This is a genomic window from Mesorhizobium sp. WSM4829 (assembly GCF_055811475.1).
The window spans coordinates 121,565-137,945 of sequence record NZ_JBVVQJ010000008.1; the positions used below are offsets into that span (position 1 = coordinate 121,565).

The window sequence follows — 16,381 nt, forward strand, 5'->3', positions numbered from 1 at the left end:
ATCTGGCCGGCCCATCGGCCGACGGAAGAACCGGGTTACTTCCTGGCGGAAGAACCGGGCTACTTCCTGGCGGAAGAACTGGGTCATTTGGAGAATTGCTTCAGATAGGCGATGACATTGGCGAGATCCTCGTCCTTCTTGAGGCCGGGAAACGCCATCTTCCCACCTTTGATCATGGCCTTGGGATCGCGAAGATAATTCGTCAGCGTGGCGTCGTCCCATTTGACGCCGGATTTACCCGCCTCGGTCATGGCTTTGGAATACTTGAACCCGGGATGCGTGCCGGCCGTCCGGCCGATGACGCCGCTCAGCGACGGACCGACCTTGTTCTGGTCCTTGTCAACGACGTGACAAACCTTGCATTTGGCGAAGACCTTCTCACCCGCGGCGGCATCCTGTGCCTGGGATTGGCTCGTGACAAAGGTCGCAACGGACACGACTGCGAAAAACGCGATTGCACGCATGGCATATCCTCCCGATCGCCAAATCTGCCTTGGACGATCAGCGCGTGCCGACACGGCATGCGCCCCTTCACGACAGAGCGGAATATCCGCCTCTCCCGCATGGAATTGCGGCATCTACATACCACAGAATCCGGCCGGCAGATAGAAGAAGTCGACCCGCGGGATCGCGGCAGAGGCGACGAGGCAGGCCGATCGGCGTCGAGCGCAATCGGAACGCATACCGGATAATGGCGTTAGATCAGCTACGGTTAAACATCTGGAAGATCAAAAGATCAGAGAAGTGTATGAACGACAGGAGCGACCTGGAGGTGCGCCACGGCACCCGCACGATCGACGGCGACACCGTCTTTTACAGACAAGCAGGTCCTGAAACCGCGCCGGTGTTGCTGCTTCCGCATGGCTATCCCTGCTCATCCTTCCAATATCGCCGGCTGATGCCGGCGCTCGCCGATCGGTGGCGGACGGTCGCGCCGGATTTCCCCGGCTTTGGCTACAGTGGCGATCCGGCACGGTTCGGTTATGATTTTGATGCCTATGCAACGTTCCTTGAGCGGTTCACCGACGCGCTGGAGCTCGGTAGCTACGCGCTATGGTTGCACGACTACGGCTCGCAGATCGGCCTGCGCCACGCCATAGCGCACCCATCGCGGATCAGGGCCCTGATCATCCAGAATGGCGACATCTACGCCGATGCTCTTGGCCCGAAGTATAAAACGATCCGGCGTTTCTGGCGTGATCCTTCACCAGCGAACCGTGCGCCGCTCGAGCAGGCGGTGAGCGAAGACGGCTTTCGCGCCGAGTTCGTAGGCGAAGTGGATGACGACGTCGCTCGACGTGTCCCGCCCGATCTGTGGAAGTTGCATTGGCCGCTGATGGATACGCCTGTGCGCCGTGCGCTTTCAGTCGGACTGATGGAGAAGCTCAAGGCTAATCTCGACTGGTTCCCTCGTTACCAGGCATACCTGCGCGAGCACCGGCCACCGGCAATGATCCTTTGGGGACCGAAGGACGAATACATGCCCGAGCCGGCAGCGCGCGCCTATCTGCGCGATCTCCCCGAGGCCGAGCTGCATTTGCTGGACGACGCAGGGCACTGGCTGCTGGAGACACACTTCGAGGTCGCCCTGCCACTTGTGCGACGGTTTCTGGGCAAGGTCCTGCATTAATCGCCCGCACAACGCCGCAGCGGATTCCGCCATTGCTGACCACCCATCGAGAGGAGCGCACTCCATGATCGACAACGCCACAATCGCCCGGATCTGGCGGGGAACGACACGCCGTGACTTGGCGGACGCCTACGAGCCATATCTACGCCGCGAAGGCATTCCGCCGCTTCAGGAGAAGGCACTTGGCGTGCAGTTGTTTCGCGAGGATCGCGAAGAAGAAACAGAGTTCGTGACGATCTCGTACTGGCCTGATGTCGAAGCAATGGCGAGCTTCACCGGCGGTGACCCGCACAAGATCCATCACCTGCCGCGTGACGAAGAGTTTCTCGTTGAGCTGCCCAAGCGAGTAACCGTGATGCGTATCCTCGTCAGCCAATTGGCTCACGAGTAATGCGGCGCGGCGAAAAAAAGGCCGCCTCTAGGGCGGCCTTTCACATCCAGCAGATGTTGTGCTATTCGGCGTCCTTGGCAGCTTTCTTCTTCGGCGCGGCCTTCTTCTTGGGCTCTTCCGCATCGTCGGCCTTGTTGGCGTCGGCCTTCTTTGCTGCGGCTTTCTTCGCCGGCTTCGCCTTGGCCGTCTCGCTGTCCTCGTCGTCGGCCATCAGTTCTTCCTTGCTGACCTTGACGTCGGTGACCGAAATCTGGCTGAGCAGATGGTCGACCACCTTCTCCTCGAACAGCGGCGCGCGCAACGTGTTCAGCGCTTCAGGATTGCTGCGGTAGAATTCGAAGGCTTCCTGCTGCTGGTTGGCCGGATAGCGGCGCACCTGCTCGAGCAGGCCGCGCTGCAATTCCTCGTCCGACACGGTGACGCCGGCCTTCTCGCCGATTTCGGCGAGAACCAGGCCGAGACGCACACGGCGCTCGGCAAGCCGCATATATTCGGCGCGCGCCTCTTCTTCCGTCGTCTCCTCGTCGGCGAAGGTGCGGCCGGCGGCTTCCAGATCGCGGTTGACCTGGTTCCAGATGTTGTTGAACTCGGCCTCGACAAGCTTCGACGGCGCTTCGAACGAGTAGGCGGCATCGAGCTGGTCGAGCAGTTGGCGCTTGATCTTCTGGCGCGTCATCGAGCCGAACTGGTTCTCGATCTGGCCGCGCACCACCTCACGCAGGCGCTCCAGCGACTCCAGGCCGAGGTTCTTGGCCATTTCGTCGTTGATCTCCAACGCACCGGGCTGGGACACTTCCTTGACGGTGACGTCGAAGGTGGCTTCCTTGCCGGCAAGATGCGCCGCCTGGTAGTTTTCCGGGAACGTGACCGTGACCTGCCTCTCGTCACCGGCCTTGCTGCCGATGAGCTGATCCTCGAAGCCGGGAATGAATTCCTTGGAGCCGAGCACCAGCGGCTGGTCGGTGCCGGCGCCGCCGCTGAAGGCTTCGCCATCGATCTTGCCGACATAGTCGATCGTCACGCGGTCGCCCTCGGCGGCCTTGCCGGTCTTCGGTTCGTAGGTGCGCGCCGATTCGGCGACACGCTTGACCTGCTCGTCGATTTCCGAATCCGGCACGTCAAACACCTGACGCGTCACCTTGATGTCGGAGAAATCCTTGATCTCGATCGGCGGAATGATCTCGTAGTTCAGGCGGAACTCGAAGTCGGCGCCGCCGGCCAGGATCTTCTCGGCCTCCTTCTCGTCCTCGGTCATGATCACTTCGGGCTGCATGGCAGCCTTTTCGCCACGGCCGGTAATGATCGAACGGGTCGAATCGTTGAGGATCTCGTTGACCACTTCGGCCATGAACGACTTGCCATAGACCTTGCGCAGGTGCTGCACCGGCACCTTGCCGGGGCGAAAGCCGTTGATGCGGACCTTGCTCCTGGCATCTGAAAGCCGCGCCATCAGCTTGGCTTCCATATCACCGGCCGGCACGGTGATCTTGATCTCGCGCTTGAGACCGGAGTTGAGCGTTTCGGTGACCTGCATCATAGAACCTTCGTTTCCGCAGCCAAACGGCTCTTGCCGTTTACAGCCTGCCGGTATGATCTTGCCGGGAGTGGCTTTTGGTGCGGGACTTGGCGATCTGTCCACTCAACGTGGCTCAAACCGTCCAGAAACACGCTCCAAAATGTGAATAAGTCTTTGTTTTTCCGATTTCTTATCACATTCTGCAGAAGTGGATCGTCGCATCCCGTCACATTCGACACGCCTTTTGTCACAGGCGCGGCCGATTTTCAACCATCTTCGCGTCTACAGCGCCGCGCGTCATCTTGGACGCGCACAGGAAGCTGGAGCACCTTGATTTTGGCGCATGATCCCCAAAAATACGATTTTCGGGATCATGCGCCGGCGAACGGCCGTATTTTGACCGCGACATTGACAGAATGATGGCTGCCTGCCGGGCAACGCGGATGCGGCGGAATTGCTGGCCGCGCTGGATTTTAGGCACCACTCCGACTTGGCTCCCGCTGGTGTAGCTACCCCGAAGTCGTCATCCGCTCAGCGCAGCGGTCCTGACGCAGAGAAACCCGCCACCTTGCGAGTGGCGGGCCGGCCGCGAGGCCAGGAGAGTGTTGTCAAGCCTGTACGGCCGATGCGACACTCCCGTCTGCGCAACAGTTTTCTCAGCGGCGTGCGATCAGCAAGCAAAGCTCACGCAGGTCGCGATCGTATGTGCCGCCGCTCCCGAGCACATCCACGCAGCGCTTCTTCATCCGTATCAACTGGCTGCTGGACATCTGCGCGACCACGCTCACGCCAGGAGTCCCGGGTGTTCCAGGAGTCGCGGGTGTGCCAGCAAGGGTCCCGCCGCCGACGCCTACACCGACGCCGACCCCGGTCGTCCCACCAACATTGGCACTCACACCCGCTGCAACGAGGCCGGTGCCGCCTACATTTGCGCCTGCGCCAGCAGTGATACCGCCGGTGCCGTCGGCATTGGCGCCCAGGCCGGCCGTGACGCCACGAGTGCCGCCGAGATTGGCACCCAGGCCAGCCGTGACGCCACGAGTGCCGCCGACATTGGCGCCCAGGCCAGCCATGACGCCACGAGTGCCGCCGACATTGGCGCCGGCACCAGCGCTAATGCCCCTGCTGCCGCCGATCGATGCACCGGCGCCGGCATTCACCCCGCTTCGGCCCCCGATCGAAGCGCCGACACCCGCGATAATGCGTTTCTTGCCGCCGATCGATGCGCCGGCTCCCGTATTTACCCCGCTGCTACCGCCGATCGAAGCGCCGACTCCCGCATTGACGCCGCCACTGCCGCCGATCGAGGCGCCGAGACCGGCGTTTACGCTGCCTCGGCCGCCAACCGATGCGCCGAGACCGGCGTTTACACCGCCTCGGCCGCCAACCGATGCGCCGGCGCCGACGCTAATGCCGCCTGCGCTGGAGGGAAAAGAAAGAGATAAAACAAGTGCACTACAGGCCAAAGCTGCGGCGAAACTGTTAACGACGTTTGCCATGACACTCTCCTTTGGAAATTACCCCACAGCAGCAGTTTCAAATTTGCTACTTTAGCAACAACGAACCCAGAGCGTGTTTGAATCGCTAACACGAAACAATGTTTGCGGTCGTGACTTACGGGTAGAAAAATATTCCGAATCAATTTGAAAGAATTTGAATACATCCTTGGGCAGGTAGACCCGGCCGCCGACGAGTTCGTTCGCGCCGCAAACTGTCACTCAAGCCATTTCGAGCGCATTACGATGCAATTGACCAGCTGCGCAGGAACCTAAGAAGGCCCTCAACTTATTAAACGATAGGCCGGCGGGCTACGAGAAGCCCCATGCAGCGCCGATGTCGCGGGCATAGGCTACTAATTACTCTGATCCTCAGTTGACCGGCTTCTAGACTCGGTAGAACTTACCCCCTCAACTACTAGGGGGAAAAATGGCGACGCACCCGTATATTTCAGGCCCAGGCAACGTCACGCAGATGATCCAGTTTCTGCGGAAGAACTTTCCGGCAACTGTTAATTCAGACACGGTGAAAAGACTTGGCCTCGCCTCAAACAACGAGAGCTACGTAATCAACGTACTCCAGTTTCTCAAGCTCGTTGACGAGCAGGGCAAGCGTACGGATAAGGGGCATGAGGTCATGACGATCCATGACGATCCTTCCTTCCACGAAGCCTTTAGCGATCTGGTCCGGACGGCCTACGCCGACCTTTTTGAACTCAGAGGTGATGACGCCTGGAATTTTACTCGAAATCAGTTGACGAATTACTTTAGGTCAGTGGACAAAACGAGCGACATTATTGGGTCTCGTCAGGCAGGAGTTTTCATAGCGCTGCGTGAATTGGCGGGTCATCAAGCTTCGGAACCCGATGGCAACCTCTGGCCCAAGGGCAAAGCCTGCCACTTCAGTGAGACCTAAGCCCGCGCAGGCGTATGCTTCAGGGCCGCCCCCAGCAGCGTCCACTCCGCCCCCTACCGCGAAAGTGAAGGCCGACATGGCCCTCACTGTTAGGATTGAGATCAATTTGCCTGCCGAAGGCACTCAGGAAACGTATGACGCCATCTTCAAAAGCATTAAAGCCAACCTGTTTCCGTGATCGACCGGCTGACCCAATTTGAACGGGTTGTCAGGGTAGCGAAGAATGTCGGCGCGACACTCGACAAGGCTGATCGACGCACCGCGCATCCGTTCGATGAGCGCAACATTCACACGGACATATCGTCGGTATCCCTCAAACTCTTTGACAATGGCCATTTTTCTCAAGCCACGTTCGAGGCGTTCAAATTGCTCGAATATCGCATACGGATGCTATCCGGCTTAGAGGAAACAGGCTTCAGCCTTATGATGAATGCCTTCAATGAAGGTGGCCCGAAGATCGCTCTGACCGACCTGATAACGATCAGCGACAAGGATGAGCAAAAGGGATTCAGGCATATCTTCGCTGGCGCTCTGGCCGGCATTCGAAATCCACGCGGCCACGACATACGAGTAGATCCAATTGATCTCTGTTTGGATCACCTCTCTGTGGCATCGGTGTTGCTTCGTACGCTGGAGGCCCGAAAGTCACCGCCGGCATGACCGCTATGGTGCGCGTGAAGGGACTCGAACCCCCACACCTTGCGGCGGCAGGACCTAAACCTGCTGCGTCTACCAATTCCGCCACACGCGCTCCGGCGCTTCCTCTACAGGCACCGGACACTTGGCGCAAGACTGTGCCCGAAAGTGTGTCCGGTATGCCCGTACTGTGCCCCGGCATGTCCAGCGTATTGTCAAATTACGCAATGAAATCAACGCAGCACTGACACCGTCCATGGGATTTAGGTTCTGGCGTAAGAACGTCGGGGTTCGAGTCCCTCTATCCGCACCACTGCTCCCCTTGAACAGTGGATTAAGGTTTTGGTGAAGACTCCTCGAACACCTGGAGCGTGAACCATCTGTCAATTTCGCAGATTCAGGTCCCAGCATGCGATCGTCGCCGACCGGCCAATACTAATAGAGCGGTTCCTCGAACAGCGTCTTGTCGCCGTCCATCAGCGCCTTGATCTGCGCGGCGCCATCGGTTGCGATTGCGACGCGGACGCCGAACGGCCGCACCCGCATGTCGTTCTGGATCGCCATCCCCTCGCCTTCCGGCAGATAGAAGCGCTCGATGCCGTAATTCGGCGCGATCGTCGTGGCTGCGCTGAGATCCCACCCTTCTGACACATGCCCGACGATATCGACTTCATCGGATGCTGCCGGTGCCGGCGCTTGCCCGAACCAGGCCGTGGTCGCGCCCCAATAGCCGTCGGAGCCCCGTCTCAGCCTGACCACGATCGGCGTATCGTCGCTCGTGAGCTTGCCGGTCGGAATGTTGGCGATCAGCTTCACCGGCAGGCGCGAAATATCATAGCTGAGTATAATGTAGTCGCCGCGCAGCAGATCGCGCGGGTCGATCGGTTCGACCCTCAGCAGCACCTGCTTGCCGTCGCGCAGGATCGCCGCCCGGCCGGCGATGATCCAGCTCAGGAAGCCGATCTGGACGAGTGTCAGCACCAGCGCTGAAATGATCAGTTTTTTGCCGGTCATCATGCCGCTGCTCCTTCTACGCTCGGGAGCCTCATGCGCTTCTCCACGCGGAGGATGACAAGGGCAAGCAGGCCAAGAAGCACAGCGGCTGCAAGGAAGAAGCCTGCCGTGTCGAGCATCGACTGCAGCATCACCACATAGATGATGGCGAGTTCGAAGGCGAAGCCGGCATAGGCAACCCAGCGCAAGCCCCTGCTCTCGCGGCCGCCCAGCACGATTGCCGCGACAATGCCGGCAAGCGCAATGGCCGAGGCAATGCCAAAGCCGCTGTTATTGCTTTCACTGGCCAGTTCGAACTGGATCATCGCCAGGCCGGTGAGAAACCCGATCAGCGCGTGCAAGGGCAGATGGCCGCCAAGCTGCAATATCCGGTCGACGGGCTCGGCAGCGAGGATCGCAGCCGCGAAAAGCAGCGCCGACACGACAATGAGCGGGACGGCGACCTGCAGCGTTTCGTATTCCGTAAACAACAGCACGAGATAGAAGATGACCGACAGGACGATCAGATGCCGCGCCGCCTGGCTGCGGGTCCAGAACGAAATGGCGAACAACACGATCGCCATGGCGACGAAGAGGTGCGGAAATTCCGTGCGCCTGAAATAATCGAACCCTCTCAGGAACAGCCACGCGTCGGCAATGCCGACAGAAGCGACGGTCAGCGGGTTCGAGCGCAGCGCAACTGCCGCCAGGGCGGTGCCCGCGCCCCAGGTGATCAAGGCCGACGCTTCGTCGCCTGACAAATGATACATCTGGCCGATCAGCGCGATCGATCCGCCAAATGCCGCCGCGGCGACGATCCAGAGTGCCTCGCCGATTGCAGCATGGTCGCGTGTCTTCAGAACGGCGCCGCCGACATAGCCGGCGAAGATGATGGCGAAGAGGGCTGCCACCCGCGCCAGCCGCGGGATGGCTTCCCAGTTGGCGGCGACGAAGATCAGGACGGCCGCACCAAAAAGCAACGCCGCCATCATCGCCAGGATCGAGCCGAAGCTCAGCGATTTGCGCTCATTGGCCTCGACGTCGCGCGTCAGCGCGTCGGCCGTCGAGGCGTCGATCAGGCCAGCCTGCAGCCATCGTGCGATATCGGCCCTGACCCGCGACGAATAGCTCGCCATGCCTTTCTCCTCCAGCTTGGTCGTCTCTTCAGCCGACCCGGACAAACCGTTGACGCTACGGCATTTTCCGATTCTGGCCTATCTATGTCGAAGACGGGAATTGCGGGCGATTGTGCATTGCACAATTTGCATTGCTGCCATGCACCAATAGCGCTTTTAAATCGATATGACCCGACCTATCTTCAGGGCGTACACAAAGACGGAATGATCCGGAAGAAAGACGAAACGAGAATACCATGAACCTGATCCGCAACTACCGCAACTGGCGCCGCTACCGGGACACCGTTTCCGAGCTGAGCCGCCTGAGCAACCGTGAACTGACCGACCTCGGCATCAGCCGCAGCGACATCCACTACGTCGCCCGCAAGGCGGTCTAATCCTCTTCGGACCGCAAATGGTCCGAACCAGTTTGACTTGAAAAGAGAACGACAATGAACCTGATCCGCAACTATCGTAACTGGCGCGTTTATCGCTCGACGGTTACCGAGCTGGGTCGCCTTTCGAACCGCCAGCTGCATGATCTCGGCATCGTCCGCGAAGAGATCAAGAGCATCGCCCGCAAGGCGATCTAGTCAGAATTTCGCCAGGGTCGACCTCCTCCCCGACCCTGACGGATACGGTCAGCCTTCACCTCCTCCCGAGGGTTGACCACAAAAACGGCGCCCGCCGCACCTCCTCCCGCGGCGGGCGCTGTTTCCCCCAGGGCGAAGCAATTTCGTCCAAAAGGGTTTCGCCCCCTTTCATCAGGCGAAAGGAATTTCGTCAAAGCCGACCTCCTCCCCGGCGATGGCGAATACGGTCGATCTTCACCTCCTCCCGAGGATCGACCAGCAAAACGACACCCGCCGGATCCTCCCCCGGCGGGTGTTGTTGTTTTTCAGGCTCGACGCACGCTCTGAGAATCGTTCTGGGAATTCGTTCTGGCGGGGAAGTCCCTGTCGTCAGTCGAGCGCACCGCTTTCCAGCACACCCCTCTTCTTCCACTGGCTGAGCGGAAAAATGTCCGGTGCGCCGCCCATCGGCGCATACCAGGAATCCACCACCCACTCGGTGCCTCTGCGGTCGCTGATCACCGCCGTCCAATGGGGATAGCGCCCGTCGACAAACAAGCCTCGCGAGGCCTTGTCCTCGACCTTGTGGAACCTGAGCAATTTTCGCTCGGCAAGATAGACCAGCAGCGCATGGGTATTGGTCGATTCGTCGACACAATCCATCTGGCCCCTGATGCGCGATGCGCCGAATTCCGACTGCGGCAGATCGCGAATGCCGGTGGCCCGGAAAATGCGCTGCTCGAAATAGCGAACAGCCTTCGAAATGGCGGCTCGCTCGGCTTGGGGCGAACCGGCGCCGGCACGCAGGATAGAGCGGAAACGCGCGCCGTCACCGGAGCCAAGCGCCAGCATCGTGCGATAGTTGCAACTGTAGCCGTGGCAGATGGGGATCCGCTTGGAAGCCGTCGCAGCCAGTTCGCCGGCGGCCGCTGATCCGCCCACGGCGATCACGACTGTCAGAAATGTCGCTCTGGCAAAGATCCCAAGCATTCCGTCCATTCTCCGACAGTAGACGATTGCCGCGCTTGGCGGCAACAACGCCGGCTCGCGTAATTGCAATCGCAGCTACAAAGGATTATTTCGGCGCTCATGAACAAGAATCCCATTCACGTCGTCGGCGGTGGCCTGGCCGGTTCTGAAGCCGCTTGGCAGGCGGCCGAAGCCGGCGTTCCCGTCGTGCTGCATGAAATGCGCCCCATCCGCGGCACCGATGCGCACAAGACGGATGGATTGGCCGAACTCGTCTGTTCCAATTCCTTCCGCTCCGACGATGCGCAGACCAACGCCGTCGGCCTGCTGCACGCCGAAATGCGGCTGGCCGGTTCGCTGATCATGAGCGCCGGCGACGCGCACCAGGTGCCGGCCGGCGGTGCGCTGGCTGTCGACCGCGACGGGTTTTCCGGAGCGGTGACAAAAAAGCTCGAAGCGCACCCGCTCATCACCATCCAGCGCGAGGAAGTTCCAGGCCTGCCGCCCGCGGATTGGGACCAGGCGATCATCGCCACCGGCCCGCTGACCGCACCTGGGCTCGCCCAATCGATCGCGGAGGTGACCGGGGCCGATGCGCTCGCCTTCTTCGACGCCATCGCGCCGATCGTCCATTTCGACACGATCGACATGGACATCTGCTGGTTCCAGTCGCGCTACGACAAGGTCGGACCTGGCGGCACCGGCAAGGATTACATCAACTGTCCGATGGACAAGGAGCAATATCTTGCCTTCGTGCAGGCGCTTGTCGACGGCCAAAAGACCGAATTCAAGCAATGGGAAGGCACGCCCTATTTCGACGGCTGCCTGCCGATCGAGATCATGGCCGAGCGCGGCGTCGAGACGCTGCGCCATGGGCCGATGAAGCCGATGGGGCTGACCAATGCGCACAATCCGTCGGTAAAGGCCTATGCCGTCGTGCAGCTTCGCCAGGACAATGCGCTGGGCACGCTCTACAACATGGTCGGTTTCCAGACCAAGCTGAAGCACGCCGAGCAGGTGCGCGTGTTCCGCACCATCCCGGGCCTCGAAAACGCCGAGTTTGCCCGCCTCGGCGGCCTGCACCGCAACACCTATATCAATTCGCCGACGTTGCTTGACCGATCGCTGCAGTTGAAATCACGGCCCGGCCTGCGCTTCGCCGGCCAGATCACCGGCTGCGAGGGCTATGTCGAAAGTGCCGCCATCGGCCTGCTTGCCGGGCGCTTTGCCGCCGCCGAGCGGTTGGGCCACGCGCCGGCGCTGCCGCCGATGACCACAGCCTTTGGCGCGCTGCTCAACCATATTACCGGCGGCCACATCGTTTCCGACGACGAGCCGGGAAAGCGCTCATTCCAGCCGATGAACATCAATTTCGGCTTGTTCCCTCCGGTGGAAGCGCCGAAAGCCGAGGGAAAACGCCTGCGCGGCAAGGACAAGATCGTCGCCAAGCGGCGTGCTGTTACATCGCGTGCGTTGGATGATTGCCGGCAATGGCTAGGGCTGCCTTCGCGGGCGGAAGCAGCGGAGTAGCCTTTTCCGGTCTTGTCGATCAGTTGATCGGAGAGTAGGATATTATCCTACCTCGCCACAGGGAGCAATTCCATGGAGCCCGCCGAGAAACTGTCCGTCACCGTCACGCCCGCCATGGCGCGCATGATCCGCGAAAAAGTCGAGGATGGTACCTTTGGTTCGGCGAGCGAGGTGATCCGCGCAGCACTTCGTGCCTTACAGCGCGAGGAGGAAGAGCATGCCGAGCGGATGGCGTCGATCAGGGCGCTCGTAAAGGCATCGATCGAGGATACAAGGCCCGCTGTTTCGCTCGAAGAAGCAATCGACAGGGTAAAGAGCCGGATTTCACAACGCGAGCGAGACAATGATGATACAGCGTCTCGCCGTCGCTCTTAGCGAAGAAGCTATTGCCGATCTCGAAGCGATGGCTGCCTACATCCTTGAGAGCAGCGGCAGCGAAAGCATCGCAAATGGTTTTGTCGATCGGATTAGATTAAACAACGCTGCCAGAGCATCGGCAATGCGCCTCGCGGTGGCCGGTCGGGCGATGACATTGCGCCGGGATTGCGGACAGTGCCGTTCGAGCACTCTGCCATCATCGCTTACGTTGTCGATGACGAACTCGTCCGCATCGTCAACATCTTCTATGGCGGTCGCGACTATGAGGCGCTGATGCGCGATGGCGGATCGAGCGACCCATCGTGACAGAAGTCTACGGCTGCCGTGATAGTTCCAGCTTTCCGGATTCCTTCATCCTTGGCAGCCTTCAGGCGTCCGGCCAGCCTCGCGTCGCGCGGCGCAACAACAGAAAATGCCGGCGCCAGGCCGAGAGCCGCGCCACCTCGTTCAGAGGTGACTGACGAGAACTTTCCATCTTGCCGAGATAGGCGCGCGACAAGGCCAGCGGCAAAAATGCTGGTCTGAGCGAATCCGGCAACGACGCTGCGCCCTGCTCGAATGCTGCAAGATGTTCTTGCGCCAGCGCGATCATCGCGGCGACGGCGCGTTTTGCTCCAGGCCCGTCATCGCCCGCAACGAACTCCTCGGAAGACGATCCTGCCGCGGCCAGAATGTCGGCCGGGACAAAGCATTGCCCACGCTTGCGATGCAATGGCAGCAGCAGCAAAAGGCCGGTCATCGCTTGTGCGCAACCTGCCCTGCCCGCAAGTTCGGCGAAACGCGGCGCTTCGACCGGATCGAGCACCATGGCTGCAAGCTGGATGAGCGCCGCTGCTGTCTCGCCGCAATAGCCTTCCAGATCGGTGCGCGACGGCATGGGGTCGTCATAGAGATCGAAAATACGGGCTTCGAGCATGTTCTCGAAGGCGGGCTTCGGCAGGTGATGGGCGGAAATCGTCGCCTTCAACGCGTCGGCGACGGGATGGCCTGTGCCTACCCCGGCGTCCTCGGCGGCGATGACATCGCGCCACCATTGCAGTCGCACCTCGCCGGGCAGTGCCTCGCGGATACGGTCGCGAATGCCTGATATCTCGGCATTGAAGGCATAGAGCGAAAATAGCGCGTCACGCTTGTCCTCGGGCGCATAGAGCGCGCAAACATAGCGATCATGGTCGGCGGCGCGCACCGTTTCCATGACGATTTTGGCGTTTTCGCTCACGTCACTCGACGGCAATCAGCGCGGCGGCCACCGCACGATTTTCCGCCAGGAGAACATTGTAGGTCCGCACGGCAGCACCAGTCGACATCGGATCGGCCGCAATGCCCGCCGCCTTCAACACAGCACGCAGCGCCGCCGGCAACGGCCTGAGATCCTTGCCGGCGCCGACCAGCAGGATCTCGACCTGGTCCGCCTCGTTGAGCAGCTTGGCGAAATCCGCCGCCGTCAGTGCCAGGGGATCAGCCGGCTCCCAGCCATAGATGCCCGACGGCAGGCACAGGAGCGAGCCGCGATGCGACATGTCGGCGAAACGAAACCCGCCATTGCCATAGGCCTCGATCGGCGCACGGCCGGGGAAATGCGCCTCACGGATGACAATGCCTTTGGTCATCCCGTTGGCCGCCCGTCAGGTTGCTATGGCTTTGCCGCCGCTCACCGGCTTCTCCACATCGGCCGTCGCGGTTTCCGGCCGCAGCTTGAACAGGATGAGCAATGGCGCAGCGATGAAAATCGACGAATAGGTTCCGAAGACGACGCCGAACAGCATCGCCAGCGTGAACGAGCGGATCACCTCGCCGCCGAACAGCACCAGCGCCAGCAGCGCGAGCATCGTCGTCACCGAGGTCAGCGTCGTTCGCGACAGCGTCTCGTTGATGGCGTTGTTCAACAATTGCGGCAGCGGCATCCTCTTGTATTTTCGCAAGTCTTCGCGAACACGGTCATAGACGACGATCGTGTCATTGAGCGAGTAGCCGATGATGGTGAGTATCGCCGCAAGCGACGATTGGTTGAATTCGAGACCGGTGATGACAAAGAAGCCGATGGTCATGACCACATCGTGGACCGTGGCGATGATGGCGCCGACCGCGAACTGCCATTCGAAGCGGAACCAGACATAGACCAGGATTCCGAGCAGCGCGATCAGCATGGCGATGGTGCCTTGCTTGGCAAGCTCGCCGGAAACCGTCGGTCCCACCACCTCGACGCGGCGGAAATCGTAATGGTCCTGCAACTCGCCACGCACCTTGTCGATGACGGTCTGTTCGGCGTTCTCGCCGCCCTCCTGCGTGCCGACGCGAATCAAGACGTCGTTCGGGTCGCCGAACTGCTGCACCTGCACTTCGCCGATATTGAGTTCCGAAAGCCTGCCGCGGATGTCGGCAATATCGGCGGTGCCATCCTTGGCCTGGACCTCGATCAGCGACCCCCCCTTGAAGTCGATGCCGTAATTGATGTCGACGGTCATGAACAGCACGACCGCCAGGATCGACAGCACGCTGGACAGCGCGAATGTCCAGCGGCGGATGCCCATGAACGGAATTCGCGTGCCCGGCGGGACGAAGGTCACCGGCGCGCGCGGCAATTCCTTCGGGCGGGCGCGGCGAAGCCAGATCGACACCAGCAGGCGGGTGAAGGTGAAGGCGGTGAAGACGGTGGTCAGAATGCCGATGGCGAAGGTTACGGCAAAGCCCTTCACCGGGCCGGTCCCGAGCCAGAACAGCACCACGGTCGCGATCAGCGAGGTGACGTTCGAATCGACGATGGTCGCCAGCGCTTTGGAAAAGCCCGTGTCGATCGCCTGGATTACCGACCGGCCGTTTCGCCGCTCTTCGCGGATGCGCTCGTAGATGAGGACGTTTGAATCGACCGCCATGCCGATAGTCAGCACGATGCCGGCGATGCCGGGCAATGTCAGTGTCGCGCCAAGCAATGACAACAACCCGATGATCATCGCGACATGCACCGCCAGCGCGATGTTGGCAATGAAGCCGAGAAAGCCATAGGCCACGAACATGAACACGACGACGAGGATGGAGCCGATCACGCCGGCAACCTTGCCGGCGTGAATGGAATCCTCGCCGAGCCCAGGGCCTACCGTGCGCTCTTCGATCACCGTCAGCGTCGCCGGCAGCGCGCCGGCACGCAACAGCACGGCGAGATCGTTGGCGCTCTCGGCGGTGAAATTGCCTGAGATCTGGCCGCTGCCGCCGAGGATCGGTTCGCGGATTTGCGGCGCCGAAATCACCTGATTGTCGAGGATGATGGCAAACAGCTTGCCGACATTCTGCGAGGTGGCCTGGCCGAAACGCGCCGCCCCCTTGGAATCGAAGGTGAACGAAACCACCGGCTCATTAGTCTGGGAATTGTACGTCGCCTGCGCATCGACGAGACTCTCGCCAGAAACGATGACGCGGTTCTCGATCAGATAGGGAACCGGCGGATCATCCTGCGAATACAACACCGAGGATCCGGCCGGCGGACGACCGTTGAGCGCGTCCTGCACCGGCATCGACTGGTCGACCATCTGGAAGGTCAGCTTGGCGGTCTGGCCTAGAATGTCCTTCAGCCGTTGCGGATCCTGCAGGCCCGGCACCTGCACCAGAATGCGGTCGTCCCCTTGGCGTTGCACGATCGGCTCGGTGGTGCCGAGTTCGTTGACGCGGCGCTCGACGACTTCGAGCGACTGCGCCAGCGCCGTCGACGTGCGATATTTGATGCCGGCATCGGTGAAGGCGAATTTGAGCAGGCCGGACTCGGTATCATCCAGCGACATTTCCTGGACGGAGCCGCCGCTGAACAGGCCGGCGGCCACCGGATCGGTCAATGTCTTCAGCGCCGTCTTGGCGGCTTCGACCTGACCGGGATCGGTGATGCGGACCTGCACGGCCCGGCCTGATCCGGCAAGGCCGGTATAACCGATCTTGGCATCGCGCAGCCGCGTCCTGATTTCGTCGCGCGTCGTCTCCAGCCGATCCTTGATCAGATCGTTCGGATCCATCCTGAGCAGGATATGCGAGCCGCCCTGCAGATCGAGGCCGAGCGTCATCTGGCGCTTCGGCACCCAGTCGGGAAGCTTGGCGAGCGTGCTTGCCGAAAAAAGATTGGGCGCAGCCAGGATCACTGTGGCGGCCACGGCCAGCCAGATCAGGATCATCTTGAAGCGCGAGAAATAGAGCATATGGCGTCGTCCGTCACGGCATTCGGGCGGATCGTTCCGCCTGGAATTGGGTTATTTCTAG

At 60.8% G+C, this 16,381-nt stretch carries 17 protein-coding genes, 1 tRNA gene and 1 pseudogene; 9 read left to right on the top strand and 10 right to left on the bottom strand.

Going from position 1 to position 16,381, the window contains the following annotated elements; genetic code table 11:
• Positions 1-83: 83 nt before the first annotated feature.
• On the bottom strand, positions 84-464 hold the full coding sequence (locus AC0L17_RS10470; protein ID WP_023802551.1) for a c-type cytochrome: 381 nt from the start codon (positions 462-464) through the stop codon (positions 84-86).
• Between the two features lie 284 nt (positions 465-748).
• On the opposite strand from AC0L17_RS10470, the gene AC0L17_RS10475 reads away from it, so the two are divergent.
• Positions 749-1,630, top strand: a complete 882-nt coding sequence (locus AC0L17_RS10475) for an alpha/beta fold hydrolase (RefSeq protein ID WP_473515763.1) — start codon at positions 749-751, stop codon at positions 1,628-1,630.
• A 64-nt stretch (positions 1,631-1,694) separates the two neighbouring features.
• On the top strand, positions 1,695-2,021 hold the full coding sequence (locus tag AC0L17_RS10480) for an antibiotic biosynthesis monooxygenase family protein (RefSeq protein WP_473515764.1): 327 nt from the start codon (positions 1,695-1,697) through the stop codon (positions 2,019-2,021).
• A 61-nt stretch (positions 2,022-2,082) separates the two neighbouring features.
• Here AC0L17_RS10480 and tig read toward each other — a convergent pair whose 3' ends face one another.
• On the bottom strand, positions 2,083-3,555 hold the full coding sequence (gene tig, locus AC0L17_RS10485; RefSeq protein ID WP_091597207.1) for a trigger factor: 1,473 nt from the start codon (positions 3,553-3,555) through the stop codon (positions 2,083-2,085).
• A gap of 638 nt (positions 3,556-4,193) precedes the next feature.
• The gene (locus AC0L17_RS10490; protein ID WP_473515765.1) at positions 4,194-5,036 is read right to left on the bottom strand and encodes a hypothetical protein; all 843 of its coding nucleotides are present in this window, start codon (positions 5,034-5,036) and stop codon (positions 4,194-4,196) included.
• 427 nt (positions 5,037-5,463) lie between these two features.
• On the opposite strand from AC0L17_RS10490, the gene AC0L17_RS10495 reads away from it, so the two are divergent.
• Entirely contained in the window at positions 5,464-5,949 is a 486-nt protein-coding gene (locus AC0L17_RS10495; RefSeq protein ID WP_473515766.1) for a DUF5343 domain-containing protein, read from the top strand.
• Between the two features lie 174 nt (positions 5,950-6,123).
• Complete coding sequence (locus AC0L17_RS10500) at positions 6,124-6,609, top strand: TIGR02391 family protein (protein WP_473515767.1); 486 nt, start codon at positions 6,124-6,126, stop codon at positions 6,607-6,609.
• A 6-nt stretch (positions 6,610-6,615) separates the two neighbouring features.
• Here the strand turns inward: AC0L17_RS10500 and AC0L17_RS10505 are convergent.
• The 3 genes from AC0L17_RS10505 to AC0L17_RS10515 all read right to left on the bottom strand — a co-directional run bounded on the left by AC0L17_RS10505 (position 6,616) and on the right by AC0L17_RS10515 (position 8,714).
• A tRNA-Leu gene (locus AC0L17_RS10505) sits at positions 6,616-6,700 on the bottom strand.
• A gap of 320 nt (positions 6,701-7,020) precedes the next feature.
• Positions 7,021-7,602 carry a GDYXXLXY domain-containing protein gene (locus AC0L17_RS10510; protein ID WP_473515768.1) on the bottom strand — a complete coding sequence of 194 codons (582 nt, stop codon included), beginning with the start codon at positions 7,600-7,602 and terminating at the stop codon, positions 7,021-7,023.
• On the bottom strand, positions 7,599-8,714 hold the full coding sequence (locus tag AC0L17_RS10515; RefSeq protein WP_473515769.1) for a DUF2157 domain-containing protein: 1,116 nt from the start codon (positions 8,712-8,714) through the stop codon (positions 7,599-7,601). The genes AC0L17_RS10510 and AC0L17_RS10515 overlap by 4 nt, the downstream gene beginning before the upstream one ends.
• Before the next feature lie 236 nt (positions 8,715-8,950).
• Between AC0L17_RS10515 and AC0L17_RS10520 the strand changes: the two genes are divergently transcribed.
• The gene (locus tag AC0L17_RS10520; RefSeq protein WP_006335194.1) at positions 8,951-9,091 is read left to right on the top strand and encodes a DUF1127 domain-containing protein; all 141 of its coding nucleotides are present in this window, start codon (positions 8,951-8,953) and stop codon (positions 9,089-9,091) included.
• Between the two features lie 54 nt (positions 9,092-9,145).
• On the top strand, positions 9,146-9,286 hold the full coding sequence (locus AC0L17_RS10525; protein ID WP_023802557.1) for a DUF1127 domain-containing protein: 141 nt from the start codon (positions 9,146-9,148) through the stop codon (positions 9,284-9,286).
• A 369-nt stretch (positions 9,287-9,655) separates the two neighbouring features.
• Here the strand turns inward: AC0L17_RS10525 and AC0L17_RS10530 are convergent, their stop codons facing one another.
• Complete coding sequence (locus AC0L17_RS10530; protein ID WP_473515770.1) at positions 9,656-10,255, bottom strand: hypothetical protein; 600 nt, start codon at positions 10,253-10,255, stop codon at positions 9,656-9,658.
• 99 nt (positions 10,256-10,354) lie between these two features.
• Between AC0L17_RS10530 and trmFO the strand changes: the two genes are divergently transcribed.
• The 3 genes and pseudogenes from trmFO (at position 10,355) to AC0L17_RS10545 (ending at position 12,448) form a co-directional block, all read left to right on the top strand.
• A complete protein-coding gene (gene trmFO, locus AC0L17_RS10535) occupies positions 10,355-11,764 on the top strand; it encodes a methylenetetrahydrofolate--tRNA-(uracil(54)-C(5))-methyltransferase (FADH(2)-oxidizing) TrmFO (protein WP_473515771.1) in 1,410 nt (469 codons plus the stop codon).
• A gap of 72 nt (positions 11,765-11,836) precedes the next feature.
• Positions 11,837-12,139: a type II toxin-antitoxin system ParD family antitoxin gene (locus tag AC0L17_RS10540; protein WP_473515772.1), complete on the top strand. Its 303-nt coding sequence runs from the start codon at positions 11,837-11,839 to the stop codon at positions 12,137-12,139.
• Positions 12,111-12,448, top strand: a pseudogene (locus AC0L17_RS10545) (type II toxin-antitoxin system RelE/ParE family toxin). The gene AC0L17_RS10540 and the pseudogene AC0L17_RS10545 overlap by 29 nt, the downstream one beginning before the upstream one ends.
• A gap of 61 nt (positions 12,449-12,509) precedes the next feature.
• Here AC0L17_RS10545 and AC0L17_RS10550 read toward each other — a convergent pair.
• Genes AC0L17_RS10550 through secDF form a run of 3 tightly spaced genes read right to left on the bottom strand, consistent with a single transcriptional unit; the run spans position 12,510 to position 16,320 of the window.
• Positions 12,510-13,361, bottom strand: a complete 852-nt coding sequence (locus AC0L17_RS10550; protein WP_287345735.1) for a phytoene/squalene synthase family protein — start codon at positions 13,359-13,361, stop codon at positions 12,510-12,512.
• A gap of 1 nt (position 13,362) precedes the next feature.
• Entirely contained in the window at positions 13,363-13,752 is a 390-nt protein-coding gene (locus AC0L17_RS10555; protein ID WP_023802563.1) for an Mth938-like domain-containing protein, read from the bottom strand.
• Positions 13,753-13,767: 15 nt separating this feature from the next.
• The gene (secDF, locus tag AC0L17_RS10560) at positions 13,768-16,320 is read right to left on the bottom strand and encodes a protein translocase subunit SecDF (RefSeq protein WP_473515773.1); all 2,553 of its coding nucleotides are present in this window, start codon (positions 16,318-16,320) and stop codon (positions 13,768-13,770) included.
• Between the last annotated feature and the right edge of the window lie 61 nt (positions 16,321-16,381).